The following is a 25,549-nucleotide window of genomic DNA, read 5'->3' as shown; positions in this document are numbered from 1 at the left end:
GCGACCGCGAGTTCAGTTTCCTTCGACGCGCAGGACCGACACGACCCGGTCGACCACGCCGCTGGCGGCGAGACGGTCGACGGTGTCGCTGAGATCCTGCTCGCGGGCCGTGTGGGTGCCGATGACGAGGCGCGCGATGCCCGCGACGCCCTGTGCGGCGGGGAGCAGGCTCTTCGCCTCCGCAGCCGGTTCGATGGTCTGCTCGATCGTCGCGATCGAGACCCGACCCTCACTGAGGATGCCGGCGACGGTGGCGAGGACGCCCGGCTCGTCGGAGACCTCGAGGGTGATCTGGTAGCGCGTCGTCACGCGGCCGATCGGCACGACCGGAAGGTTCGCACGCGTGGACTCACCGACGCCCACACCGCCGGCGATGTGGCGGCGGGCGGCCGAGACGACATCGCCGAGCACCGCCGACGCGGTCTGCACGCCGCCGGCACCCGCGCCGTAGAACATGAGGTTTCCGGCGGCCTCGGCCTGCACGAACACCGCATTGTTGGCGCCGTGGACGCTCGCCAGCGGATGCTCGCGCGGAATCAGCGCGGGGTACACCCGCACCGAGATGGCTTCGCCGGTGGGCGAGTTCGCCTCGGCATCCGTGATCCGCTCGCACACCGCGAGCAGCTTGATGACGTACCCGGCGTGGCGGGCCGCTTCCATCGTCTGACGGTCGATGGCGGTGATGCCCTCGCGGTGCACCGCTTCCAAGGGAACGGCCGTGTGGAACGCGAGCGACGCGAGGATGGCGGCCTTCTGAGCCGCGTCGAAGCCTTCGACATCGGCCGTGGGATCGGCTTCGGCGTAGCCCAGCCGCTGCGCGTCGGCGAGGACGTCTGCGAACTCGCTGCCCTCGGTGTCCATGCGGTCGAGGATGTAGTTCGTCGTGCCGTTGACGATGCCCATGATGCGCTGCACGCGGTCGCCGGCCAGCGAATCGCGCAGCGGGCGGATGATCGGGATGGCGCCGGCGGCGGCGGCCTCGTAATAGACGGAGGCGCCCACCTGGTCGGCAGCGTCGAAGATCTCGGGGCCGTGTGTGGCCAGCAGCGCCTTGTTCGCGGTGACGACATCGGCGCCCGACGACAGCGCGAGCAGAATGTCGGTGCGCGCGGGCTCGATGCCGCCCATGAGCTCGATGACGATGTCGGCGCCGACGATCAGCTGTTCCGAATCGGTGGTGAACAGCTCGCGCGGCAGATCGGCGTCGCGCGGAGCGTCCGGGTTGCGTACGGCGATCCCCACGAGCTCGAGAGCCGCGCCGGCACGGTCGGAGAGCTCGTCGGCGTGCGTGCGCAGGAGGTCCGCCACCTGGGATCCGACGGCTCCGGCTCCGAGCAGGGCCACGCGCAGTCGACGGTAGTCGGTCATTCCTTCTCCTCGGCCGGGGACGTCTCGGCGGATGCGGGGGTCGCGACCCCCAGATCGCGCGCCAGCAGGTCATCGATGCTCTCGCCGCGGACGATCACGCGGGCGGTGCCGCCCCGCACGGCGACGACCGGCGGACGGGGCACGTAGTTGTAGTTGCTCGATAGCGAGAAGCAGTAGGCGCCGGTCGCGGGCACGGCGAGGAGATCGCCGGGAGTGATGTCGCCGGGCAGGTACTCGGCGTCGACGACGATGTCCCCGGACTCGCAGTGACGGCCCACCACACGGGAGAGGGCGGGCGCGACATCCGAGGCGCGTGAGGCGAGGCGCGCCGAGTACTGTGCGCCGTACAGCGCGGGCCGGGCGTTGTCGCTCATGCCGCCGTCGACACTCACGTAGAGGCGGGTGAGGTCGTCGCTGGCGTGGACGGGCTTGACCGTGCCGACTTCGTAGAGCGTGACGCCGGCGCGTCCGACGATCGTGCGGCCCGGCTCGAACGCGAGATTCGGCAGGGGGATGCCGCGCACGTCGCACTCCCGCGCGACGGCCTCGACGATGCCCTCGGCGAGATCGGCGATCGGCGTGGGCTCGTCGACCGATGTGTAGGCGATGCCGAAGCCGCCACCGAGGTTGAGGAGCGGGATGTCGCCGCCCGCGAGCAGCTCGGCGTGGAGGTCGACCACGCGCGCCGCGGACTCTTCGAATCCGCGGGTACCGAAGATCTGCGAGCCGATATGGCAGTGCAGCCCGACGAACCGCAGGCCCGGAAGCTCGCGGATGCGGGCGACGACCGCGGGGGCGTCGGACAGGGCGAAGCCGAACTTCTGGTCTTCATGGGCGGTCGCCAGGAAATCGTGTGTCTCGGCGTGCACGCCACTGTTGACGCGGACGAGCACCGCCTGCGGGGCCGCATCGTCCGCGCGGCGCCGCTCGACGATCGCGGCGAGACGCTCGAGCTCGATACGTGAGTCGATCACGATCGAGCCGATGCCGATCTCGACGGCGCGCTCGAGCTCGGCGACCGACTTGTTGTTGCCGTGCAGGCCGAGGCGGGACGGGTCGGCGCCGGCGGCGAGGGCGACAGCGAGCTCGCCGCCGGTGGCGACGTCGACGGCGAGGCCTTCCTCGGTCACCCAGCGCACGACCTCGGTCGAGAGGAACGCCTTGCCGGCGTAATAGATGCGTGCCTGCACGCCGCGGCGCGCGGCCGCCACGGTGAACGCTTCGCGCACCTCTCGTGCGCGCGTGCGGACACCGTCCTCGTCGAGGACGTACAAAGGAGTGCCGAACCGCGCGCGCAGGTCCCGAACGCCGACGCCCGCGATCTCGAGCTGGCCGTCGGCATCACGCGCGGCCGAGGACGGCCACACCAGCGGGGCGAGCGCGTTCGCGTCGGCCGGTTCGGCAAGCCACGCGGGCACGAGCGGGCGGTCGGAGGCGGCGGACACGTGCGGAACCAATCGTGTGGGGTCGGGCTGCCGTCGGTGACGTCACGCCCGGCAGTCCTAGAAGTCTAGGGCACCTGCGCATTCCGGCCCGCGCATGTGATGCGTCGGTGGGAGAGGCTCCCTCAGCTGCAGGTGCCCTTCTGCTGCAGCGCCGCATCGACGGTGATCCGCGGATCGATGGCGATGTCGGCGACCACCTGCGCGCCGTCCACGCGCACGGCGGTGAGCGTGAGCCCGGCCGGCAGGTATTGCCTCACGCACACGTTCCAGTCGCGCACCACGGTGCGCGCCAGCGCTCCGAACTGGTCGATCAGCACATCGGCGGACACCTCGGCTCCCGAGACACGGAGGGTGCGAGGGGTGAGAACGAGATCGCCGCCGGATGCCGACGGCGTGAGGCTCACGCCGACGGGCACCGAGAGGGAGAACGCCTTCAGCTCCGTCGACATCACGATGTCGGGAGCCTCGACGGTGACGGCATCCGCGGGAAATCCGTCGACGGTACCCAGCAGCGCCCGCACCTGATCCTGGTCGAGCCGCACCGTCGCGCTCGCGCTCTGCAGCGGGGCGTCACCGCGGATGGGCACACCCGCCGCATGCACTTCGACATCGCCGGTCAGCGCGCCCAGGCTCACGTCGGCGGCCGAGACCGTGACGTCGTCGAGACGACCGCCGATCAGCTGCGGGATCACCGCGCCGCGCACATCGACGTCGACGTGCCGGTCGGCGGGGATGTCCAGGCGGGAGGCGACCTGGTCGCGAATCGTCCGCTCCACGATGCCGCGGGCGATGTGCTCCCCCGCGAACCACGCGCCCGCCGCGAGCACTGCGACGGCAATCACGGCGATCAGCCAGGGCCAGCGGCGGCCTCGCCGCCGAGGGGCGGATGCCGCGGCATCCGTCGACAGCACCCACCGCGCAGAGGGGTCGGCAAGCGGCTGCGTGGGGTGCTGGTCGTTCACGTCACATCCGCTCCGGTGCGCTCACTCCGAGCAGGTCCAAGCCGTTGCGGAGCACCTGGCCGGTGGCGTCGTTGAGCCAGAGGCGCGTGCGGTGCAGGTCGGTGACGGGCTCGTCGCCGAGCGGGGTCACGCGGCAGTTGTCGTACCACCGGTGGTACAGGCTCGCGAGCTCTTCGAGGTAGCGCGCGACGCGGTGCGGCTCGCGCACCTCGGCGGCGTAGGCCACGATGCGCGGGAACTCCTGCAGTGCCCCGAGCAGCGCCGACTCGGTCTCGTGCTCGAGCAACTCGGGGGCGAAGACGCTGCGATCGACACCGGAGTCGGCGCCGTTGCGGGCGACGTTGTGCGTGCGGGCGTGCGCGTACTGCACGTAGAACACGGGGTTGTCGTTCGTGCGCTTCGTGAGGATCTCGGGATCGAGCGTCAGCGGCGAGTCGGCGGGGTAGCGCGCCAGCGAGTAGCGCAGCGCGTCGGTGCCGAGCCAGTCGCGCAGGTCGTCCAGCTCGATGATGTTGCCGGCGCGCTTGGACAGGCGGGCACCGTTGACCGACACGAGCTGACCGATGAGCACCTCGATGTCCTTCTCGGGGTCGTCGCCGGCAGCACCGGCGAGCGCCTTGAGACGGTGGACGTAGCCGTGGTGGTCGGCGCCGAGCAGATAGATCTTGTGCGCGAAGCCGCGGTCGCTCTTGTTGAGGTAGTACGCGGCGTCGGCGGCGAAGTAGGTGTACTCGCCGTTGGAGCGGCGGATGACACGATCCTTGTCGTCGCCGAAGTCGGTCGTGCGCACCCAGATGGCGTCGTCCTGCTCGAACACGTGGCCCTGCGCGCGCAGACGGTCGACGGCCTCGTCGACGAGGCTGGGCTCGCCGTTCGGGCCGTGCGCGTGGAGCGTGCGCTCGCTGAAGAAGACGTCGAAGTGCACGTTGAACTTCTCCAGCGACGCCTGCAGATCGGCGAGCTGCAGGGCGTAGGCGCGGTCACGTGCCTGCACCAGCTGCTCATCGTCGGAGAGATCGAGGATGCCGGGCAGCTCGGCGAGCACGCGGCTGGCGAGATCGCCGATGTAGGAGCCCGGGTAGCCGTCCTCGGGCGTCGGTTCGCCCTTGATCGCGGCGAGGACGGAACGTCCGAAGCGGTCCATCTGCGCGCCTGCGTCGTTGATGTAGAACTCGCGCACGAGCGTCGCGCCGCTGGCCAGCAGCACGCGGGCGATCGCGTCGCCGAGCGCTGCCCACCGGGTGTGCCCGATGTGCATGGGCCCGGTGGGGTTGGCGCTGACGAACTCGAGGTTGATGCTCTGTCCGCGCTGGGTGTCGTTGGTGCCGTAGGCCGCGCCTGCCTCGACGATGGTCTTGGCGAGGGCGCCGGCCGCGCCCGCCTCGAGGCGGATGTTGATGAACCCCGGCCCGGCGACCTCGACGCTGGCGACGCCGTCGGTCGCGGCGAGCGCGTCGGCGATCTCCTGCGCGAACTCGCGCGGGTTGACCCCGACGACCTTGCCGAGCTTCAGGGCGGCGTTGGACGCCCAGTCGCCGTGGTCACGGTTGCGCGGGCGCTCCAGGGGGAAATCGGCCGCGGTCAGACCGGCGCTCGAGCCGGGACGTCGCGCCTCGGCGAGCGGGGCGATGGCGGCGAGGAGGGCGGCGGCGAGGGCATCGGGATTCATAGCCCGTCAAGTCTACGGGCGCCCACTCTCCCCCACCTGCGTGCGCACCTCGGCATCCACGCTGGGGTGCGCGCCGCCGAGCAGCCACCGGTCGCGGTCAGGCGAGCTGGATGAGTTCGGCGAAGTCGTCCAGAGCGGGGTCGGATGCCGCCGCGGCGGCATCCTGCGCCCCCACGTCGGCCGCATCGTCGGGAAGGACGCACGCGTCGACGCGCATGCGCTGCAGGCCCACATAGCCGCCGTGGTAGCTGAGGAAGGCACAGTCGGCGGCGTCGCGACCGGTCGCAATGCGCACGAGCGAGCGGCGGTTGGCGAGCCGGGTGGCGTCGATGACGTACCAGCTGCCGTCGAGGTAGGCCTCGGCGACGGCGTGGAAGTCCATCGGGCGAAGGCCGGGAGCAAAGCACGCGGCGTAACGGGCGGGCATGTCCATGGCGCGCAGCAGCGCGATGACGACGTGGGCGTAGTCACGGCAGACGCCCTGGCCGGTCATGAGTGTGGTGACGGCCGAGTCGGTGCCCTGGCTCAGTCCCGGCGTGTACGTCGTGCTGGAGGCGACGAACTCGCTGACCGTAGTGATCAGCTCGAGCCCCTGCAGGCCGCGGAACTGGCGGCGCGCCTGCGAGAACACCTCGTCAGACTGGCAGTAGCGGCTCGGACGCAGGTAGGTGATGGCTTCGAGGTCGCTTGTGGCGCGCTGCGTGACCTGCCCGTCGATGAGGGCTTCGTAGCGCACCTCGAGGCGGCCGGCCTCGCCGAGCAGTCGGTGCAGGCGGCTGCCGGACTGGTCGATGATCTCGGTGGGCGTGTAGACGCGATCGCCTTGCGTGAACGTCAGTTCCTCCCGCAGAACGGGCGCCGGTTGGGCCGCGGCGATCTGGAAGATGAGGTCGACGGAAGCCCCGAGATCGAGGTCCAGTTCGGCGGTCACGAGGCGTTGCACCGCAGTATCCTCGCACGCCGCGATGGCCTCCGCGTACACCGACGTTTCGACCCTCCAGAGGGATGCCGCAACGCACCCCCGCCGACCGTCGATCGCCGCAGATCCGGGCCACCGGCGGCGTGGCGGAGCCGTCGTCGGTGATACTCTCGATCGGTACGCCTCCGTAGCTCAGGGGATAGAGCGTTGGTTTCCGGTACCAAAGGTCGCAGGTTCGATTCCTGTCGGGGGCACTCCACGCGCTCACACTGTGCGCCACCATCGCCGACGTGAGCTACTCGGCGGCCCCCACGGGTACGCGACACCCGACGCCATCGACAGGGCGCGCAGCCAGGGACCCGTCGAGGGTCAGTTCACGCAGGGCACCGCACCCGAGACCATCGGCTGTTGCGAGTTGGTGTAGCTCTGCGGGGTCGGGGACACCGACGGCGACGGTGAGGACCCGTCGGTCTCGCCTGAGGGAGAGCTCGGCGCGTCGCTCGCGGCGTCGGTCGGCGCGGCGGTCGCCGACGGCGGGTTGAGCAGGTCGCGCACGATGCCGGCGATCTTGTCCTGGTCGACGATGTTGACGCTCTCGCCGTCGATCGTGCCGAACCGCTCGACCGGCAGCGTCTGGAAGGTGATGTCACCGCCGGCGAGGCGCTGCGCGGTGCTCGCGAGGCTCAGCAGGTCGAAGCCCTGATCGATCGCCACGTACTGCTTCGCCGTGTCGATGAGCGAGCGCATCGCCCCGAAGTCCGTGAACGTCTGCGCACTCTTGAGCGTGACCGCGAGCGAGATCATGAACGCCTGCTGCCGGCGCGTGCGGTCGAGGTCGGTGAGATCGACGTTCTCGTACTGCGTGTCGCGACGCTGCCGCACGAACGCCATCGCCTGCGCGGCATCGATCTGCTGCATCCCCGCGGCGAAGTTCGCGCCCGAGAACGTGTCGGCCGTCGCCTGGTTGAGGCACACCGTGATCGGCTGCACCGCCTGTGCGACGCGATAGAACGCTGCCATCGTCACTTCGACGAAGTGGTCGATGCGCACGCCGCCGAGAAACGACGAGACGGTCTGGATCTGCGCCTGCCGCGCGGCGTCGCGGGCTCGCTGATACGCCGTCGCATCGTCGGTGCCGTTGCCGGTCAGCTCGTCGTACGTGGCCTGGAACGTGCGGCCGTAGTCCTCTTTGATGTTGCCCTTCGTGACCCCGTCGGGTGCGTTCGCGTAGTCGACGTAGTCATCCCTCGGGATCGAAATGCCGACCGCCTTGCCGCCGTTGGCCGGGATGTGGATGAACATCAGCACGTTCGTGTTGTAGCCGCCGACGCTCTCATCCTCCGCGTGGATCGCGTCGTAGATCTCCTGCGGGAAGGGCTTGCCGTCCTGATCGACGCGACTGTCCAGTCCCATCACCAGGATGTTGACCTCACCCGTGTTCTGCGCGACCCCGGGGCTGGCCGACGGCATCGCGATGTCGGAGCGGTGGATGCCGTTGAGGTCGGAGGCCACAACGGCCACCACCGCGATGACGGCTGCGACGAACACGGCGAGAACTCCCACGGTCACCCGGCGGCGCCGGATCTGCACGCGGCGTGAGACGGGACGAGACGTTCGAGACACCGACAGATCGTGTCAGAGGCAACCTATCGCCCCGGTGTGAGAGGCCTGGGAGGATCATCCTCCCGGGGGATGCCGATGCACCCGTGGCACGATGTGGAGCCCGCCCTGCGGTTCATAGCGTCGAGACATGACCACCTCGAGCCTCACCCGTTCCTCGTCCTCCGTCCGCGCCGCCATCCTCTCGGTGCTCGGAAGCATGGTGGCGATCGGCGTCATCGCCATCGGCCTGCTCGTCGTTGCCGTCGCAGCCCTCCTCGTCTTCGGTCCCGCTCTGCTGGCTCGCTTCTGAGCGTTCGGCGACCGCCCGGAGACGACGCGGTGACCGTCGCTGCCGGTACGGTGAAGGCATGACGGAGACAGCGCCTGCCGCCTCCCCCGCAGGCGCAGATCAGCTCGCGACGACGCGGGCCCACGCTCTCGTGCGTCTCATGCGCCATCTGCCGGCCACGCTGCTCACCGTGGCCGCCGTGTTCATCGTCGGCCTCCTTTCGCAGGGCCTGTGGTCGCCCTTCGACGAAAGCGCAGGCATGGACACGTGGGCGTACGGTCTGCCCGCGCTCGAAGCCGGTCGATGGTGGACGCCGATCACCGGCACGTTCTTCGTCGCTGAGCCCTGGCTGTTCCTGCCGACCCTGATCGGATTCGTCGGGATGGGTGTGCTCGAGTACGCCCGCGGCACCCGGGTGGCCCTCGCGTACTTCTGGGTCGGCCAGATCGTCGCCGTCCTGGCGACATCGCTGCTGTTGGCCGCGCTCAGCGTCTTCTCCGGCTGGGAGTGGGTGCAAGACACCGCCACCACGCTCGATGTCGGTGCCAGCGGCGGCACCTTCGCATGCATCGCCGCCGTGATCGGTCTGCTCGCCTCGCCGTGGCGGCTGCGAGCATGGCTCGTGCTCATCGCGGTCGTCATCGTCGGCGTCCTCGTGCTGGGAACCGTGGCGGACCTCTCCCACCTCATCGCCGTGCTCGTCGTGCTCGCGTTCGATCGGACCCTGCGACCGCGTCGCGCCACCATCCGCGAGCAGCGCCTGATCGCCTTCATCGGCATGCTCGCCTTCGTCGGCATCGAAGTGATCCTGACGCTCATCCCTACCTACGGCCCGTTCGGGACCACCGACCCGCTCTCCAGCGACTGGACGACGACGGCCATCGACGTCGTCGTGGTGCTCGTGATCGCACAGGGCCTCCGGCGCGCGCGGCGCTGGGCGTGGATCTGCGCTCTCGTGCTGCTGGCGCTGAACATCCTGGCCGCGGCGCTGCTCGCGGTCATCGTCACGCTGGACGTGCGGCTCGACCTCGGCGTCCCCGTCGACGGCGAGACGGCGATCGAGATCGGCAGCGGCCTGATCGCGCTCGTGCTGCTCGTCTATCTGATCGTGGTGCGCGCCGCGTTCTCCGGCGCCCGACGCAGCGCGCTCGGGGCGCCAGGCGCGCAGCCGAGCACCGCCGAGGTCGCCGACCTCATCCGCACGCACGGCGGCGGCACGCTGTCGTGGATGACGACGTGGGAGGGCAACAGCTACCTGCGCACGAGCACCGGCGTCGTCGCGTATCAGATCCGCGCCGGGGCGGCGATCGCCCTCGCCGACCCGCTGGGGCCCGAAGAGGGACGTTCCGCCTCTGTGGCCGAGTTCATCGCGGCATCCGAGGAGGCGGCCCTCATCCCGTGCTTCTTCAGCGCGGGAGCCGCCACGCAGGCGGCCGTGCCGGACTCGTGGCGCGCGCTCGTCGTCGCGGACGACGCGATCGTCGACCTGCCGGGTCTGGCCTACACCGGCAAGCGGTGGAACTCGGTGCGCACCACCCTCAACCGGGCCAGCCGCGAGGAGATGACCTTCCGCTTGACGCACCTGCGCGACGAGTCGTGGGGCGTGCGCACGCAGCTGCAGGCGATCTCGAACCAGTGGGTCGGCGAGAAGCAGCTGCCCGAGATGCGCTTCACGTTGGGAACGCTCGCCGAAGCGGACGATCCCGAGGTGCGCATCGCGCTCGCCCTCGACGCGCGCGGCGATGTGCACGGCTTCCTGTCGTGGATGCCGGTGTACGGCGAAGGCGTCGTGCGCGGCTGGACGCTTGACCTGATGCGCCGCCGCGAGCACGGGTTCGGGCCGGTGATGGAGTATCTGATCGGCAGCTCAGCCCTAGCCTTCCGGGACGAGGGCGCCGAGTTCATGTCGCTGTCGGGCGCGCCGCTCACCCACGAGTACCCGCCCGAGGCCCAGGGGCTGGCGGCGCTGAGCACACGACTGTCCGACGCGCTCGAACCGTTGTACGGATTCCAGTCGCTGCACCGCTTCAAGCACAAGTTCCACCCGCGCTACGAGACCATGTCGCTGCTGTTCCGCGACGAGGCCGACCTGCCGCGGATCGGGGCGGGACTCACGCGCGCGTTCCTGCCCTCCGCGACGACACGGCAGTTCGCGAGCGCGGGGCTGGAGTTGCTGCGCGGCGAGCGCTGAGCGTCGACGGACGCCGCGGCGCGCTCAGTCGTGACCGACGAGCTTGAGGCCGAGGATGAGCAGCAGCCGCACGAGCGAGAACTGCTCGTCGCCGGTGATCATGGCGTAGGCGACGGTGAGCGAGGCCCCGATACCGACCCACACGGCGTACGCGGTGCCGGTGGAGATGTCGCGCATGGCCCACGCCAGACCGCCCATGCTGGCGGTCAGCGAGACGGCGAACACGATCGTCGGAACACGTCGGCTGAAACCTTCGGACGTGCCGAGCGCGGTCGCCCAGACCGCTTCGAGAACGCCGGAGACGATGAGGATGACCCAGGACATGACGTGACCGTCCGGCCAGTCTTGTCGCTCACCGGGTACTGGGATCCCTCGTCCGGAGACCCTGTCGGGGTCTTCGTGCAGACGAGCTGTTCTTCCTGATCACGAGCCGGGCGCGACGAGGAAGACCGCGTCCCACAGCCCCGGACTGGGTGCGTGCACGAGGACCGCGAAGACGACGGCGTCGATGAGCAGATGCACCGTCACGACGTAGCCCAGCGAACGGGTCTTGAGGAAGATGACCGCTTGCAGGAGAGCGAACGGGATGGTGAGCACCGGCCCCCAGGCGCGGTAACCGAGCTCCCAGAGGAAGGAGACGAACACGACCGCCTGCAGCAGATTGGCCGCGGCATCCGGGAGATGGCGACGCAGCAGTGCGAACACCGTGCAGATGAAGAAGAGCTCGTCCCAGATGCCCACGGCGCCGACGCCGACGAAGAGCCGGGCGATGAGGTCGGGGCTGTCCCCCGCCGCGCCAGGGGAAGCGGATCGCGCGATCGCGGTAGACCCATCGCGACACGGCATACGGCAGCGCGACCGCGCCGCCCAGCGCCAGAGTGAACCGCAGCATCGAGACGGTGTCGAGCTTCGCCTCCAGCGAGATCGAGCTCACCACCAGCATCCCCATCGCGATGAGCGACAGATCCCGCGCGAGCGACGGCGTGGATGCCGCGACCCGGCCCCGCTCGAGGGCGATCGCGACCGCGACCCCGACGACCAGAAGGGCGATGCCGAGCAGCGGCTGGCGGAAGACGAAGAACGCCGGGGCGGCCAGGCACACCGCCCCGGCGGGAAGGACGCCCATCCCGAGCCGCCGTGCGCCGGCGCCCTCTGTCACGGTCGACGGCGCGTTCACGCGTCGGACGTCGCGCGCGGCAGGCGGCGGTAGACGAGGTCGCGGATCTCGCGACCCTTCGCGATGCCCTTGCGCTCGAACGCCGTCATCACGCGCCCGTCGAACCGCTCGGCCCATTCACCGTCGAACGCCGGGACGAACTCCTCGGCATCGGCCAGGACCTCACGCATCTGCCGCGCGTAGTCCTCCCAGTCGGTCGCGAGCCGCAGGCGTCCGCCGTCGCGCAGCGCCCGTGCCGCCAGCGGCGGAAACGGCGGCGCGATCAGTCGACGCTTGTTGTGCTTGGCCTTGTGCCAGGGGTCGGGGAAGAAGATCCACAACTCGTCCACGCTGGCCTCCGGCAGCAGGTGCTCGAGGACCTCGGGGGCGTTCGCCTCGACGAGGCGGAGGTTGCGGATGCCGGCGCGGTCGGCGTCGAGCATCGTGCGGGCCAGCCCCGCGCGGAACACCTCCACCGCGAGAAAGTCGCGGTCGGGCGCGGCGGCCGCAGCGCTGACGATCGCATGACCCTGGCCCGATCCGACCTCCACGGTCAGGGGCGCGGCGCGGCCGAACACCTCGGCGGGCACGATCGAGGTCCCCGGAAGCACGCTGGTCGCCGCGGCATCGCGCTGCACGTCGATGGCGTACCGCGAGGCCAGCTCCGCCCAGGCGCGCTCCTGCGCGTCGCTCATCCGGCCGCTGCGGCGCACGAACGAGACGGGCCTGTCGCGGAAACGGGGAGCATCTGTCTCGTGCGGCATCCGACCAGGGTACCGGCGAGCACTACGGTTATAGAGGTGACGACGGGTTCAGGCGGTGACGAAGTCGATGAGCTCTTCGACGCGTCCCAGCAGCGCCGGGTCGAGGTCGCGGTAGCTGTGCACCGCTGCGAGGATGCGCTGCCACGTGCGGGCGATGTCGGCCTGGTCGCGGGCGGGCCACCCGAGAGCCCGGCTCACGCCCACCTTCCACTCGATGCCGCGGGGCACGTCCGGCCACGCCGCGATGCCGAGCGCACGCGGGGTCACGCACTGCCACACATCGATGTGGGGGTGGCCGACGATCCGCACGTGAGGGCCGTGCGGCCCCCGGGCGACGGCGTCGGCGATGCGCGACTCCTTCGAGCCGGGCACGAGGTGATCGACGAGCACTCCGTAGCGTCGTCCCGGTCCGGGCGGCTCCTCGCGCAGCACCTCTTCGAGCAGGTCGACGCCCTGCAGGTACTCGACGACGACGCCCTCGACGCGAAGATCGTCGCCCCACACCTTCTCGACGAGCTCGGCGTCGTGGCGGCCTTCGACGAGGATCCGCGAGGCGCGGGCCACGCGGGCGCGAGTCGTGTCGGCGGCGAACGAGCCGGAAGCGGTGCGGCGGGGTCCGGATGCCGCGGCCTTCGGCGCCTCCAGGACGACCGCCTGTCCATCGATCAGGAAGCCGCCGCCGAGGGGGAACAGTCGACGGCGACCGCGGCGGTCCTCCAGCTCGACATGACCCGACTGGATGCCGGTGACGGCGCCGCAGAAGCCGTCGCCGGCGATCTCCACGACGAGGTCCGGCGCGGCCGCCACGCGCGGCACCGCGCGGCGCCCCGCGTCCCGCCATCCCGCGGCCAGAACGTCTGCGCCATAGCGATCGGGGCCGAATCCGTCCTTGTTCATGGTTCCTCCGAACGCGACACCATACCCGCCCCCGCCGCCGCGGGCGCGGGGACAGGCCGGGGAGGGCAAGACCCACGGCATGCCCGCAGCTCGCCTATCGGGTCATGCCGTTCGCGACATAGGATCGGCGTGAGGAGCGAGGTTCCCGCACCTCGCGCAGGGGAGGAACACGCATGCGTGCGCGTCTGTGGCTGGCGCTGACGGCGGCGGCGATCGTCCTGGGCAGCGCCACGGCGATCGTCCTGGGCGGCGCGACCGCGGCGACCGCCACGGGTCCCGTCGCTCTCAGCTCGTCGCGCGTCGTGGATCAGTCCGGTGTGCTCTCCGGTGCGCAGATCTCCGAGGTCGATACGCGCTTGCGCGCCCTCACCGCAAAGTCGGGCGTCGATCTCTGGGTCGCGTACGTCCCCCAGTTCACCGATCCGTCGGCGCCCGAGGACTGGGCGAACCAGACGGCGCAGAACAACGGTCTGGGACCGCACCAGTACCTCCTGGCGATTTCGACCGACGGCCGTCAGTACTACCTGTCGGGCTCCTCCGCCGGCCCCGTGACCGGTGATGAGCTCACCACGATCGAACGCGAACGGGTGCAGCCGGCACTGTCAGCGGGTAACTGGGTCGGCGCCGCCACCTCCGCTGCCGACGGCCTGGCCGACGCCATCGCGGGAGGAACCGGCGGCGCCGGGGTCGACGCCGCCGGGATCATCACGCCGATCCTGCTCGTCATCGTGGTGATCGCCCTGGCCGGGCTCATCATCTGGATCGTGATCCGCTCGCGCAGGCGTCGATCGCCCGCGAGCTCGTTCCCGGGATCACCCTCGCCTCCGCCGGTGAGCCTCGAAGATCTCGCGCGCCGCGCGTCCTCGGCCCTCGTCCAGACGGACGACGCCGTCAAGACGAGCGAGCAGGAGCTCGGGTTCGCCCGGGCGCAGTTCGGCGACGAGGCCTCCCGCGAGTTCGAAACGGCGCTGGCCAGTGCGAAGGCTCAGCTCGACGAGGCCTTCTCCCTCAAGCAGAAGCTCGACGATGAGACTCCCGACAGCGACGACGACACGCGCGCCTGGAACATGCGCATCATCGAGCTGTGCGACGCGGCCAACGCGCAGCTCGACGAGAAGGCTGCGGCGTTCGAAGAACTGCGCAAGCTCGAGCAGAACGCCCCCGATGCACTCGCACGCCTCCGCGAGAGGAAGGCGAACGTGGCCGGCGCGCACGACGCCGCCGTCGCGACGCTCACCGGCCTGACGAGCGCGTACGACCCCCTGGCCCTGACCGCGATCGCCGACAACCCCGAGCAGGCGTCGCAGCGCCTCGCGTTCGCCGACACGCTGCTGGACACCGCCGCCGCGCAGATCGCCGCCGGCAACACGGCGGCCGCGGCGGTCAGCATCCGCGCCGCGGAGGACGCCGTGACACAGGCCGAGGTGCTGCAGAACGCCATCGCCCGCACGCGCGCCGACCTCGCACAGGCGGAGACGGATGCGGCGGCCCTCATCGCCGACCTTGAGACCGACATCGCCGCGGCGACGGCCCTGCCGGATCGGGACGGCCGCCTGGCTCCCATGATCGCGGCCACGCGCGCCCAGGTGGAGGCGGCACGGCCGCTGGTCTCCGGCCCCGCCAAGCGTCCCCTCTTCGCCCGCGAGGGCCTGGACCGCGCCAACGCACAGATCGACGCAGTCCTGGCCGGCGTCCGCGACGAGCAGGAGCGCGCGGCGCGCGCGTCGGCGCAGCTCGGCGGACTCATCGCACAGGCGCAGGGCGAGATCTCCGCGGCGGAGGACTTCATCTCCTCGCGCCGAGGTGCGGTCGGCGCCGAGGCCCGCACCCGCCTCGCCGAAGCCGGCGCATCGCTCGTGCAGGCCCGCCAGCTGCAGCCGAACGATCCCGCACAGGCTCTTGCCGCCGCGCAGCGCGCGCACGAGCTGGCGACGCAGGCGATGCAGGCGGCGCAGAGCGACGTCGGCGTCTTCCAGGGCGGCATGTTCGGCGGCTCCGGCGGATCGCAGCGCACGGGCACGGGCGGCGACATGATGGGAGCCATCCTGGGCGGCATCGTCATCAACTCGCTGCTGAACGGCGGCGGGGGCGGCCGCTCGCGCTCCGGTGGAGGTTTCGGCGGCCACGGCGGGGGCGGCAGCATCTCCCCCGGTGGTTTCGGCGGCGCCGGCAGCCGCTCGCGACGCGGCGGAGGTCGCTTCTGAGCTCGGCATCCGCTCGCCCCCTCCGACCGCACGATCCCCTCGCACGCTGGGAACTCTCCCGTTAGGAAAGGAAAAACGATGGCAAAGCAGTCCATCTTCGGTCGCATCTCGACGCTCGTGAAGGCGAACGTCAACGCCATGCTCGACGCCGCCGAAGACCCGCAGAAGATGCTCGACCAGCTGGTGCGCGATTACACCAACTCCATCGCCGACGCCGAGTCCGCGATCGCCGAGACCATCGGCAACCTGCGCCTGCTCGAGCGCGACCATGAAGAAGACGTGCGCGCCGCCGCCGAATGGGGCAACAAGGCCCTCGCCGCCAGCCGCAAGGCCGACGAGCTGCGCGGGAGCGGCAACACGGCGGATGCCGACAAGTTCGACAACCTCGCCAAGATCGCCCTGCAGCGCCAGATCAGCGAGGAGAACGAGGCCAAGGCCGTGGCTCCCACGATCGCGTCTCAGACGGAGGTCGTCGACAAGCTCAAGGACGGCCTCAACGGCATGAAGCAGAAGCTCGAGCAGCTGAAGGCCAAGCGCAGCGAGCTGCTGGCGCGCGCGAAGACGGCCGAGGCGCAGAACAAGGTGCACGACGCGGTCACGTCGATCGACGTGCTCGATCCCACGAGCGAGCTCGGTCGCTTCGAAGACAAGGTGCGCCGCCAGGAGGCTCTCGCCGCCGGCAAGGCGGAGCTCGCGGCATCCAGTCTGGACGCCCAGTTCAACGAGCTCGAGGATGTCGGCGAGCTCACCGAGGTCGAGGCGCGCCTGGCCGCCCTGAAGAGCGGCGGCACCGGCACGGCAGCGCTCGAGCAGTAGACAGGACGGTCGGCGTCCCGGGGTCCGCCACACGGTGGACGCCGGGACGCGGACGTCGCGGTGCGCGTGGCGCGCAGGGAGGGACGGCAAGATGACCCGCTTCGTGGTGGTTCCGCAGTGGCAGGGCTCCCCCGCCGCGCGCGCGATGCTGCTCGTGGACGGCGCCGAGGCGATCGCCGGCGACCTGCCCCGCGCGGCGACTGCCCGTGTGGAGGTGCCCGCCGAGGCCGGCGAGGCGCTGGAGACCGGCGTGCGCCGCTTCAGCGCGCTGAGCCGGGTCGCCGACGCTCTCACCGCGGAACTCGCGACCGGAGGTGAACCGGCGCTGGTCGTGGGCGGAGACTGCGGTGTCGCCGTCCCCGCGATCGCCCACGCCGCCGCCCGACACCGGAACCTCGCGGTGGTCTGGTTCGACGCGCACGGCGACCTCCACACGCCCGCGACGTCACCGTCGGGCGCGTTCGGCGGCATGGCGCTGCGGGCGGCGTACGAAAGCGGACCGGTGCCGGGAAGCGGTGCCGTGACGGCCGATCGCGTGGTGCTGGTCGGCGCCCGTGACCTCGACCCCGCTGAGGCTGCGTACCTCGCCGTCAGCGACATCCGCGGGGTCCCGGCCGACGCGATCGGCGACGGCGCCGCGGTCGCCGCCGCCGTGGCGGCGACGGGCGCCGACGCCGTCTACATCCACGTCGACCTCGACGTGCTCGATCCCGCCGAGCTCACCGGCGTGACCCAGCCGATGCCGTTCGGTGCGACGCTCGGGGAGCTGACCGCAGCCATCGCCGCCGTGCGACGCACGGCTCCGCTGGTGGGAGCGTCCATCGCCGGCTTCGCGCCGGCTTCGCCCGCCGCCGCCGTCGACGATCTGGGGACCATCCTGCGGGTCGTCGGAGCTCTCGCGTGATCGCGTCGCCGCCGCCCGGCTGGCAGCAGCGTGCGGCCCGCGCGGTGGAGCGCGGATGCCGTCTGGATGCACTGATCCCCAGCATCCTGCTCGACTCCCCCGTCAGCCTCGTGGGTTTCTGGTGGGGAACGGCCGTCGGCTGGATCTGGGGGTCGCTGTGGTCGACGGGTCGCATCGAGCGTCGCGGGGGCCTCTGGGTGTTCACGGGGATGCCGTCGTGGACGTTCGGCCGCGGAGGTGTCTGCGTCGGCGGCTGCTTCCTGACCGACTCACCCCGCATCAGCGAGGCCGTGCTGCGGCATGAAGCGGTGCACGCGCGCCAGTGGCGCCGTTACGGCTTTCTCATGCCGCTGCTGTACGCCCTGGCGGGACGCAACCCGCTGACGAACAGGTTCGAGATTCTCGCCGGCCTCGAAGAGGGCAACTATGTGCCGCGCGGAGCATCGGCAGGCACGGTCAGCGAGAGCTGACCAGCCCGAAACGCGCCGGTGTGTGCACCGCCGCCGACGAGATGCCGAGGCGCTCGGTGAGGTGGTCGAAGATGTCGGCGGTGCCGAGGAATCCGCCGAGAAGGTGGATGCGGGTGCCGTCCTGGCACGTCGGCTCATCGCCGTCTGCGCAGAGCATCTCATCGGCCCACGCCGTCACGGCCCGGCTGACGGCCTGGCCGGGAGCACAGGAGCGGCCGGTTCCGGGCTGGCCGCTGCGACGTGAGCGGTCGAGCCAGGTGACGACCATCCGCGCCGGAACCGCGATCGGCGTGATCCACGAGGCGTCGGGAACCTCGATGAAGACACGACCGGTCGAGCAGATCGGCAGCGTCGCGATGAGCGCCTCGAGCTCGGCCAGCGCGTGCTCGTCCGCCGTGATGAGCTGCTGCACCCGCGCGTGACGAGACGCCTTGCAGGCGGACTCGTCGTGCACAGCACGCAGCGCGGAGGAGGTCATGATCCTTCGATCATACGCCCATTAAGGCGAGCCTTACCTCAGCGTTCGATGAGGATCGTCGCGAGCGCGTCCACCTCGTCGCGGCGGAGGCCGTGCGTGACGAGGTAGCCCGCCGCCGACCCGAAGCGCTCGCGCACATCCTCCAACAGCGCCTGCATGACGGGTGCCGGCGAGCGTGTCGCGAGGTCTTCGAGATGGCGAGCGTCGGGGTGCACGCTGCGCAGATAGGCGAGCACGCGAGCATTGCGCCGCGCCGGGAGCAGCTGTTCCGTACGCGCGTAATCGGCCACGATCGCGTCATGCTCGACGCCGACGGCGTCCAACAGCAGCGCGACGGCGACGCCCGTGCGGTCCTTCCCGACGGTGCAGTGCACGAGCGCCGGTGCGCCCTCGAGGACGGCGCGGACGACCTCGACCATCCGATCGGCCGACTCGTCGACGAGGCCGCGGTAGACGTCGGCGAGCGAGCGGTCCTCGACGAAGAAGGAGGCGACCGAACCGAGGAAGAGCGGGATCCGGATCGTCTCGAGATCGAGGCCGGCGACGCGGCTGGGCTCGACGGCCACTTCGTCGTCGGCGCGGAGGTCGACGACGCGACGGATTCCGAGACCGACGAGATCCTCGCGGCCGGCCTCGTCCAGCCCGGCGAGATTGCCGGAACGGAACAGCACACCCGCACGCGTGACGCCACCGCCCGCCGGGAGCCCGCCGACGTCGCGGAAGTTCAGAGCGCCGGAGACGATGCTCACGCCGGATCGTCTCCCGCGCCCGTCTGGCCCCCGCGCGGCGGGACCGGGTACTTTCCGGCGATCGTGATGCGGTTGAAGGCGTTGATCGACACGAGCAGCCAGCTGATCGCGACGTACTCCTGCTCCGAGAGGATGCCGCCGACGCGGTCGTAGACCTCGTCGGGCACACCCTCCTCGTGGATGAAGACGTAGCACTCCGCCAGTTCGAGAGCCGCGCGTTCGCGGGCCGAGAACACGCCCGAGTCCCGCCAGGCGGCGAGCTGGGCGATCTCATCGATGCCGAGACCCGCCGCGACCGCGCGGTCGACGTGCACGCGCACGCAGTACGGGCATCCGTTGAGCTGCGACGCGTGGATGAGCACCAGCTCCCGCAGGCGCGCATCGATGCCCGCCTCGGCGGCGATCGCGCCGACCGTCTTCGAGAACACCTCCAGCGCGTCGTACGCGGGACGGGCCGACCGGGACAGGTGAACGCGACGCTCGGTGCTCATGCGATCAGCCTAGGACGGGTGGGCCCGCTCGAGCGGGCGAGCGCGCGGCGCAGGCGTGCGTCGAAATCACTGGTGCGAACGCGGATGGAGGCACAATGTCCGGATGGATGAGTTCTCCTTCCTGGCCGATCAGGCCGCCGAGCTCGGCATCGATGCCGTCCCGCCCGTCCGCCGCCTCACCCACCGCCTCGACGACGGCCGCGTCGTCAGCGCACTGCAGTACGGGGATCCCGTCACGGCAGCCTTCACTCCCCCGCAGGTGACGTTCCTGCACGGCGCCGGCCTCAACGCGCACACGTGGGACACGACGGTGCTCGCCCTCGGCATCCCCGCCCTCGCCGTCGACCTGCCCGGGCACGGCGACTCGTCGTGGCGGGCGGATGCCGCGTACACCGGAGGCGTCCTCGCCGCCGACGTCGCCCCGGCCGTCGCCGCGTGGACAGCGGGCACGCCACAGGTGCTCGTCGGTCAATCGCTCGGTGGCCTGACCGCCGCCGCGCTCGCCGCCGCGCACCCCGAGCTCGTGCGCGAGCTGATCGTCGTCGACATCACGCCCGGCATCGACCCGGACGGCGACGCCGCGCAGATCGCCGCCTTCTTCGCCGGCCCCACCGACTGGGCCAGCCGCGAGGAACTCGTCGAGCGGGCGCTCTGGTTCGGACTCGGCGGCTCCCGCGAGGCCGCGACCCGCGGTGTCGCCCTCAACTCGCGTGTGCGTGCGGACGGCCGCGTCGAGTGGAAGCACCACTTCGCGCACCTCGCGAACGCGCTGTCCGGCGACGCGGATGCCGCGGCGAGCGCAGAGGCGCAACGTCACGCGATCCGCGGCGCGCTCACCGCCGAAGGGTGGGATCACCTCGCTGCCGCCACGGCCCCGATCACTCTCGTGCGCGGAGGCCGCGGCTTCGTGACGCCCCCGGATGCCGAGGACTTCCATCGTCGCCTCCCGGCGGCATCCCTCGTCGAGGTCGACTCGGGCCACAACGTGCAGGAGGAGCAGCCGGTCGAACTCGCCCGGCTCATCGTGCAGATCGCGCGCGGCTGACGCGACCGATCGCATGACGCTCGGTGTCGCCGCAGCGAACACGGATGACCGCACCCGCCGTCGCAAAGCCTAGGCTGTAACGCGCACCCGAGTCAGCGGGCAGCTGCGCCCAGCACGCGCGCATGCCCGCGCTGCCGAAAGGACACCTCTCACATGCTTCGCCGCACCACCGTCGCTGCCGCCGCGCTCCTCGCCGTCGGCGCCCTGCTGCTGACCGCTTGCTCCGGCGGTTCCACGCCCGATGCGTCCCCGACCGTCGTCACCCCCGACCCTGACGCGGTCGTGAACGTGCGCCTCGTCTCCGAGCCGAGCAACCTCGACATCCGCGAGACCGCCGGTGCCGCCCTGGACCAGATCCTGATCGACAACGTCTACCAGGGCCTCGTCTCACGTACTCCCGACCAGAAGATCGAGCCGGAGCTGGCCAGCGACTACAAGGTCTCGCCCGACGGCCTCACCTACACGTTCACGCTCCGCGACGGCGTCACCTTCCACAACGGGTCGCCGCTCACCGTCGATGACGTCGTCTGGTCGCTGGAGCAGGTCAAGTCCACCGCGTCCTACAGCGACTCCGACCGACTCGCACGCGTACAGAGCATCGCCGCGAACGGCAAGGACGTCGTGCTCACGCTCAGCCAGCCCGATTCCAGCCTGCTGTGGAACCTCACCGGACGGGCAGGTCTCGTCCTCAAGAAGGACGACACCACCGATCGCAAGACGAAGGCCAACGGCACCGGGCCGTACAAGCTGACCAGCTGGAAGCAGGGCGACTCGATCACCTTCGACCGCAACGACGCCTACTGGGGCGACAAGGCCAAGGTCAAGGAGGTGGTCTTCAGCTACATTCCCGACAACCAGGCCGCGCTCAACGGTGCCCTCGCCCACGAGCTCGACGTGGTCACGGGCTTCGACGCCAACCTCAAGGACCAGGTCGAGGCGAACGGTGACTTCACTCTCGTGCTCGGAAAGTCGACCGACAAGGGCACGCTCGCGATGAACTCGACGAAGGCGCCCCTGTCCGACAAGCGCGTGCGCCAGGCGATCCGCCAGGCCATCGACCACAACGCCATCGTCAAGGCGCTCGGCGCCGGCCAGACCTTGAACGGCCCGATCCCCGAGCTCGACCCCGGCTACGCGGATCTGTCCTCCACCGCCCCCTTCGACCCGGCCGCCGCGAAGAAGCTCCTCGCCGACGCCGGTGTGAAAGACTTCACGCTCACGCTCACGATCCCCTCGTTCTACGGCACCACGGTGTCTCAGATCCTCGTGTCGAATCTGAATGACGTGGGCATCACGCTGAAGGTGAAGGCCGTCGAGTTCCCGACGTGGCTCAACGACGTCTACATGAACAAGAACTACGACCTCAGCTTCGTGCTGCACACCGAGGCTCGCGACTTCGAGAACTGGGCGAACCCGAACTACTACTACACCTACAACAACCCCGAGGTGCAGAAGCTCTACCAGCAGTCGCTCAGCGCGACCGACGAGCAGACATCCGCTGACCTGCTGGCACAGGCCGCGAAGATCGTCGCCGACGATCAGGCCGCCGACTGGCTGTACAACGGCGCGTCGATCGTCGCCGTGGGCACCAATGTGAGCGGATTCCCGTCGGTCAACGTCAACGAGCGCATCAACCTCGCCGAGCTGGCCAAGAGCAAGGGGTGATCCGCTACGCGCTGACGCGACTGGCCCTGCTCGTGCTGGGCCTGTTCGTCGCCAGCGCGCTGATCTTCCTGACGCTGCGGATCCTTCCCGGCGATGTGGCGCAGCTCATCGCCGGGATCGATGCGGGCCCGGCGCAGGTCGCCGCGATCCGTGAGCGCCTCGGGCTCGCAGAGCCCCTTGCGGTGCAGTACCTGTCCTGGATCGGCGGTGTCCTCCGTGGAGACCTCGGCCAGTCGCTGCTGACCGGTGCCCCTGTGGCGGCCCAGCTCGCCGAGAAGGCCCAGGTGACGATTCCGCTCGGACTCATGGCGATGACCGTCGCCCTGCTGATCGCACTGCCGTTCGGTGTCCTCTCCGCCGTCCGCCGCGGCCGCCCCGACGGCACCGCGCTGTCGGTCGGGGCCCAGACCGTCGCCGCTGTCCCGGTGGTGTGGGCCGGGATGATGCTGGTGCTCGTGTTCGCTGTCTGGCTCGGCTGGCTGCCCGCCCAGGGATTCCCGCGCGCAGGATGGAGCGACCCGGCATCCGCCGTCCGGGCGCTGCTGCTGCCGGCGATCACGATCGGCGTCGTCGAAGGGGCGATGCTGATGCGGTTCGTGCGTTCGGCGACCCTCCAGGCGACGGGAGAGGATTTCGTCCGCACGGCGGCGGCGAAGGGCCTCACCCGCACGCAAGCCCTCATCCGGCACGGACTGCCCACGGTGGGGCTGTCGATCATCACGGTTCTGGGACTGCAGGTGGCAGGCATCATCGTCGGCGCCGTCGTCATCGAGCAGCTGTTCAGTCTGCCCGGCATCGGACGCATGCTCGTCGAGGACGTCGGCAAGCGCGACCTGCTCAAGGTGCAGGGCGAGCTGCTCGTGCTCACCGGCTTCGTGCTCGTCGTCGGCTTCGTCGTCGACCTCATCCACCACCTCATCGACCCTCGACAGCGGGAGGCAGAATGAGCAGGTTCGCCTGGCTGCGTCGACTGTGGGCGCTGTCGACCGGACGCTTCGGCCTCGTCGTCTCGCTGGCGATCGGCGCCGTCGCGCTGGTCGCCCGATTCTGGCTGCCGTTCGATCCTCAGACGGTCGACGTCGACGGACGCTGGGCTGCCCCGGGGTGGCCGCACCTGCTCGGCACGGACGGCGCGGGCCGCGACATCCTGAGCCTGCTCATGGCCGGAGCGCGCACGACGGTGTGGGTGGCTCTGGGAGCCGGATTCGTGGCGACCGTCATCGGCGTCGCCCTCGCGACCCTCGGCGCCCTCACCGCGCGGTGGGTGCGGGAGAGCGTCGCGGTGCTCGTCGACATCCTGATCGCGTTCCCCGTGCTCCTGATCGCCATGATGATCTCGTCGGTCTGGGGCGGCTCGCTGTGGGTCGTGATCGTCTCGGTCGGCATCGGCTTCGGCGTCAACATCGCGCGGGTGACGCGCCCCGAGCTGCGCCGCGTGCTGCACAGCGACTTCGTTCTCGCCGGTCGAGCCGCCGGTCTCACTCCCTTCCAGAACCTGTACCGCCACCTGCTGCCGAACGTCGCGCCGGTGTTCATCGTGCAGCTGTCGTGGGGCATGGCCGTCGCCGTGCTCGCCGAGGCCGGGCTCAGCTACCTCGGCTTCGGCGCCCCGCTCACCGAGCCCAGCTGGGGGCTGCTGCTGAAGGATCTGCAGCAGTACATCTCCGTGCACCCGCTCAGCGTCGTCTGGCCGGGACTGGCGATCACGATCACGGTGCTGGGGCTCAACCTCCTCGGGGACGCACTGCGCGAGGCGACCGACCCCACCCTCACGCGCCGGCGCACGGCGGCGCAGACCCACACGACGGCGGTGATCTCATGAGCCTGCTGGTGCGCAACCTCTCGATCGAGATCGACGGTCGCCGCGTCGTGGACGACATCTCCTTCGACGTCCCCGACGGCGCGCGCGTGGGCCTGATCGGAGAGTCGGGGTCGGGCAAGTCCCTCACCGCCCTCGCGATCCTCGGCCTGCTGCCGGATGCCGCCACGGCCACGGGCAGCATCCGATGGAACGAGCGCGAGCTGATCGGTCTGCCGGACCGCGAGCTCGCCCGTCTGCGCGGCGATGAGATCGGCATCGTCTTCCAGGAGCCGCGCACCGCCCTCAATCCGATCCGCACCGTCGGCCGCCAGATCGCCGAGTCCGTGCGCATTCACGAGGGGCTCGGACGCCGGGATGCCGCGGCGCGCGCCATCGCCGAGGCCGAGCGCGTGCGTCTGCCCGAGCCGGTCCAGATCGTCCGCCGCTACCCGCACCAGCTCTCCGGCGGCCAGCGCCAGCGCGTGGCCATCGCCATGGCCCTCGCCTGCCGTCCGCGCCTCCTGATCGCCGACGAGCCGACGACGGCCCTGGACGTCACGATCCAGGCGGAGGTGCTCGAACTGCTCGCCGGCCTCGTCGCGAGGGACGGCATGTCGCTGGTGTTCATCACGCACGACCTGGCGGTGCTCTCCCAGATCGCTACGCACGCCGTCGTGCTCGAAGACGGGCGCGTGGTCGAGCACGGGCCGCTCTCACGACTGCTCACGGCACCGGCATCCCCGGTGACGCAAGGCCTGCTGCGCGACGCCACCGCGACGCTGTGGCGACCGGGAGGTGCCCGATGAGGGCGGTGGACCCGGCGTTGCTGAGCGCACGCGCGCTCACCCGCCGCTTCCGCCAACGCGGAGGCGGACTGTTCGAGCGGGCGCGATGGACGACCGCGCTCGAAGACGCCGACGTCGACGTCTTCGAGGGCTCCGCCGTCGGCATCATCGGCGAGTCGGGCTCCGGTAAGTCGACGCTCGTCAGGCTGCTGTTGGGGTTGGACGCCCCCACGACAGGCACCGTCACGATGGCGGGCCGCTCGGTCGATGCGCGCGCCTCGGCGCGGTCGCTGCACTGGCTGCGCCGCGCGACCGGCATCGTGTTCCAGGATCCGTACGCGTCGCTGGACCCCCGAATGAGCATCGGACGGATCGTCGGCGAGCCGCTCTGGGCGCTGGACATACCGGGAGATCGCCGTGCGCGCGTGCGCGAGGTACTCGAGGCCGTCGGGCTCGAGGCCGCGATGGCCGACCGCTACCCGCACGAGTTCTCCGGCGGGCAACGCCAGCGCATCGCTCTGGCACGCGCGATCGTGCACCGCCCTCGCATCCTCGTCGGCGATGAACCGCTCTCGGCGCTCGATGTCACGGTGCGCGCGCAGATCCTGGAACTGCTGCGCGAGCTGCGGCAGCGGGAGAGTCTCACCCTCGTGATGGTGTCGCACGACATCGGCGTCGTGCAGAACCTCTGCGACGAAGTGATCGTCATGACGGACGGCCGCATCGTCGAGGAGGGCCCCACCGAGAAGGTCCTGCTCGCGCCGCAGGTCGCCTACACCCGTCGACTGCTCGCCTCCATCCCGGTGATCGACCCACCGCGGGACTGATCGCTACGTGGGCGAGGCATCGGACAGGCGCGCACGTCGGATGCCGGGCGTA

At 70.6% G+C, this 25,549-nt stretch carries 24 protein-coding genes, 1 tRNA gene, 1 pseudogene and 1 riboswitch; of the genes and pseudogenes, 13 read left to right on the top strand and 13 right to left on the bottom strand.

Features of this window, described 5'->3' with window-relative positions; translation table 11 throughout:
• Nucleotides 1–12: 12 nt before the first annotated feature.
• From JOE53_RS02990 to JOE53_RS02970, 5 genes are all read right to left on the bottom strand, one after another.
• A complete protein-coding gene (locus tag JOE53_RS02990; protein ID WP_204946754.1) occupies nucleotides 13–1,368 on the bottom strand; it encodes a homoserine dehydrogenase in 1,356 nt (451 codons plus the stop codon).
• Complete coding sequence (lysA, locus tag JOE53_RS02985) at nucleotides 1,365–2,813, bottom strand: diaminopimelate decarboxylase (protein ID WP_204946753.1); 1,449 nt, start codon at nucleotides 2,811–2,813, stop codon at nucleotides 1,365–1,367. Before lysA ends, JOE53_RS02990 begins: the two co-directional genes overlap by 4 nt.
• Nucleotides 2,814–2,935: 122 nt before the next feature.
• Nucleotides 2,936–3,775, bottom strand: coding sequence for an LmeA family phospholipid-binding protein (locus JOE53_RS02980; protein WP_204946752.1), 840 nt, complete (start codon nucleotides 3,773–3,775; stop codon nucleotides 2,936–2,938).
• A 1-nt stretch (nucleotide 3,776) separates the two neighbouring features.
• Nucleotides 3,777–5,444, bottom strand: coding sequence for an arginine--tRNA ligase (locus tag JOE53_RS02975; RefSeq protein WP_204946751.1), 1,668 nt, complete (start codon nucleotides 5,442–5,444; stop codon nucleotides 3,777–3,779).
• Nucleotides 5,445–5,541: 97 nt separating this feature from the next.
• A complete protein-coding gene (locus JOE53_RS02970) occupies nucleotides 5,542–6,387 on the bottom strand; it encodes a transglutaminase-like domain-containing protein (RefSeq protein WP_036285862.1) in 846 nt (281 codons plus the stop codon).
• Nucleotides 6,388–6,544: 157 nt separating this feature from the next.
• On the opposite strand from JOE53_RS02970, the gene JOE53_RS02965 reads away from it, so the two are divergent.
• Nucleotides 6,545–6,617 (top strand) — tRNA-Arg (locus JOE53_RS02965).
• 115 nt (nucleotides 6,618–6,732) lie between these two features.
• Here the strand turns inward: JOE53_RS02965 and JOE53_RS02960 are convergent.
• Nucleotides 6,733–7,932 carry an LCP family protein gene (locus JOE53_RS02960; protein WP_325168455.1) on the bottom strand — a complete coding sequence of 400 codons (1,200 nt, stop codon included), beginning with the start codon at nucleotides 7,930–7,932 and terminating at the stop codon, nucleotides 6,733–6,735.
• A gap of 181 nt (nucleotides 7,933–8,113) precedes the next feature.
• On the opposite strand from JOE53_RS02960, the gene JOE53_RS02955 reads away from it, so the two are divergent.
• Both JOE53_RS02955 and JOE53_RS02950 read left to right on the top strand, forming a co-directional pair.
• Complete coding sequence (locus JOE53_RS02955; RefSeq protein WP_005048413.1) at nucleotides 8,114–8,275, top strand: hypothetical protein; 162 nt, start codon at nucleotides 8,114–8,116, stop codon at nucleotides 8,273–8,275.
• 58 nt (nucleotides 8,276–8,333) lie between these two features.
• On the top strand, nucleotides 8,334–10,445 hold the full coding sequence (locus tag JOE53_RS02950) for a bifunctional lysylphosphatidylglycerol flippase/synthetase MprF (RefSeq protein ID WP_204946750.1): 2,112 nt from the start codon (nucleotides 8,334–8,336) through the stop codon (nucleotides 10,443–10,445).
• Between the two features lie 24 nt (nucleotides 10,446–10,469).
• On the opposite strand, the gene JOE53_RS02945 is transcribed toward JOE53_RS02950, so the two are convergent.
• The 4 genes and pseudogenes from JOE53_RS02945 to JOE53_RS02930 all read right to left on the bottom strand — a co-directional run bounded on the left by JOE53_RS02945 (nucleotide 10,470) and on the right by JOE53_RS02930 (nucleotide 13,262).
• Nucleotides 10,470–10,769, bottom strand: coding sequence for a DMT family transporter (locus JOE53_RS02945; protein ID WP_204946749.1), 300 nt, complete (start codon nucleotides 10,767–10,769; stop codon nucleotides 10,470–10,472).
• Nucleotides 10,770–10,779: 10 nt separating this feature from the next.
• Nucleotides 10,780–10,846: riboswitch (guanidine-III (ykkC-III) riboswitch) on the bottom strand.
• Nucleotides 10,847–10,868: 22 nt separating this feature from the next.
• Nucleotides 10,869–11,571 (bottom strand): annotated as a pseudogene (locus JOE53_RS02940) (CPBP family intramembrane glutamic endopeptidase).
• A 47-nt stretch (nucleotides 11,572–11,618) separates the two neighbouring features.
• Nucleotides 11,619–12,365 (bottom strand): tRNA (guanosine(46)-N7)-methyltransferase TrmB, encoded by a 747-nt coding sequence (gene trmB / locus JOE53_RS02935; RefSeq protein WP_036285854.1) that lies wholly within the window; start codon nucleotides 12,363–12,365, stop codon nucleotides 11,619–11,621.
• A 48-nt stretch (nucleotides 12,366–12,413) separates the two neighbouring features.
• The gene (locus JOE53_RS02930) at nucleotides 12,414–13,262 is read right to left on the bottom strand and encodes a DUF3097 domain-containing protein (RefSeq protein ID WP_036285852.1); all 849 of its coding nucleotides are present in this window, start codon (nucleotides 13,260–13,262) and stop codon (nucleotides 12,414–12,416) included.
• A gap of 173 nt (nucleotides 13,263–13,435) precedes the next feature.
• Between JOE53_RS02930 and JOE53_RS02925 the strand changes: the two genes are divergently transcribed.
• The 4 genes from JOE53_RS02925 to JOE53_RS02910 all read left to right on the top strand — a co-directional run bounded on the left by JOE53_RS02925 (nucleotide 13,436) and on the right by JOE53_RS02910 (nucleotide 17,656).
• Nucleotides 13,436–15,466 carry a TPM domain-containing protein gene (locus tag JOE53_RS02925; protein ID WP_204946748.1) on the top strand — a complete coding sequence of 677 codons (2,031 nt, stop codon included), beginning with the start codon at nucleotides 13,436–13,438 and terminating at the stop codon, nucleotides 15,464–15,466.
• 78 nt (nucleotides 15,467–15,544) lie between these two features.
• Nucleotides 15,545–16,282 carry a PspA/IM30 family protein gene (locus JOE53_RS02920; RefSeq protein WP_204946747.1) on the top strand — a complete coding sequence of 246 codons (738 nt, stop codon included), beginning with the start codon at nucleotides 15,545–15,547 and terminating at the stop codon, nucleotides 16,280–16,282.
• Between the two features lie 91 nt (nucleotides 16,283–16,373).
• Nucleotides 16,374–17,186: an arginase family protein gene (locus tag JOE53_RS02915; RefSeq protein ID WP_061683342.1), complete on the top strand. Its 813-nt coding sequence runs from the start codon at nucleotides 16,374–16,376 to the stop codon at nucleotides 17,184–17,186.
• Nucleotides 17,183–17,656: a hypothetical protein gene (locus JOE53_RS02910; RefSeq protein WP_061683343.1), complete on the top strand. Its 474-nt coding sequence runs from the start codon at nucleotides 17,183–17,185 to the stop codon at nucleotides 17,654–17,656. The genes JOE53_RS02915 and JOE53_RS02910 overlap by 4 nt, the downstream gene beginning before the upstream one ends.
• On the opposite strand, the gene JOE53_RS02905 is transcribed toward JOE53_RS02910, so the two are convergent.
• From JOE53_RS02905 to JOE53_RS02895, 3 genes are read right to left on the bottom strand one after another with little or no spacing between them, the layout of a single operon-like run.
• A complete protein-coding gene (locus tag JOE53_RS02905) occupies nucleotides 17,643–18,134 on the bottom strand; it encodes an SIP domain-containing protein (protein ID WP_204946746.1) in 492 nt (163 codons plus the stop codon). The genes JOE53_RS02910 and JOE53_RS02905 overlap by 14 nt on opposite strands.
• A gap of 38 nt (nucleotides 18,135–18,172) precedes the next feature.
• Complete coding sequence (locus JOE53_RS02900; protein WP_204946745.1) at nucleotides 18,173–18,883, bottom strand: tyrosine-protein phosphatase; 711 nt, start codon at nucleotides 18,881–18,883, stop codon at nucleotides 18,173–18,175.
• A complete protein-coding gene (locus JOE53_RS02895) occupies nucleotides 18,880–19,374 on the bottom strand; it encodes a carboxymuconolactone decarboxylase family protein (RefSeq protein WP_204946744.1) in 495 nt (164 codons plus the stop codon). The genes JOE53_RS02900 and JOE53_RS02895 overlap by 4 nt, the downstream gene beginning before the upstream one ends.
• Nucleotides 19,375–19,477: 103 nt before the next feature.
• Between JOE53_RS02895 and JOE53_RS02890 the strand changes: the two genes are divergently transcribed.
• From JOE53_RS02890 to JOE53_RS02865, 6 genes are all read left to right on the top strand, one after another.
• On the top strand, nucleotides 19,478–20,419 hold the full coding sequence (locus tag JOE53_RS02890) for an alpha/beta hydrolase (RefSeq protein WP_204946743.1): 942 nt from the start codon (nucleotides 19,478–19,480) through the stop codon (nucleotides 20,417–20,419).
• 153 nt (nucleotides 20,420–20,572) lie between these two features.
• Nucleotides 20,573–22,084: an ABC transporter substrate-binding protein gene (locus JOE53_RS02885; protein WP_204946742.1), complete on the top strand. Its 1,512-nt coding sequence runs from the start codon at nucleotides 20,573–20,575 to the stop codon at nucleotides 22,082–22,084.
• Entirely contained in the window at nucleotides 22,081–23,031 is a 951-nt protein-coding gene (locus JOE53_RS02880) for an ABC transporter permease (protein ID WP_204946741.1), read from the top strand. Before JOE53_RS02885 ends, JOE53_RS02880 begins: the two co-directional genes overlap by 4 nt.
• Nucleotides 23,028–23,906: an ABC transporter permease gene (locus JOE53_RS02875; protein ID WP_204946740.1), complete on the top strand. Its 879-nt coding sequence runs from the start codon at nucleotides 23,028–23,030 to the stop codon at nucleotides 23,904–23,906. The genes JOE53_RS02880 and JOE53_RS02875 overlap by 4 nt, the downstream gene beginning before the upstream one ends.
• Nucleotides 23,903–24,691, top strand: coding sequence for an ATP-binding cassette domain-containing protein (locus JOE53_RS02870; RefSeq protein ID WP_204946739.1), 789 nt, complete (start codon nucleotides 23,903–23,905; stop codon nucleotides 24,689–24,691). The genes JOE53_RS02875 and JOE53_RS02870 overlap by 4 nt, the downstream gene beginning before the upstream one ends.
• Entirely contained in the window at nucleotides 24,688–25,497 is an 810-nt protein-coding gene (locus tag JOE53_RS02865) for an ABC transporter ATP-binding protein (protein ID WP_204946738.1), read from the top strand. The genes JOE53_RS02870 and JOE53_RS02865 overlap by 4 nt, the downstream gene beginning before the upstream one ends.
• Nucleotides 25,498–25,549: the final 52 nt, after the last annotated feature.

The sequence above is a fragment of the Microbacterium laevaniformans genome (assembly GCF_016907555.1).
GTDB lineage: Bacteria > Actinomycetota > Actinomycetes > Actinomycetales > Microbacteriaceae > Microbacterium > Microbacterium laevaniformans.
This window is presented reverse-complemented; position numbering and strand designations above follow the sequence as displayed.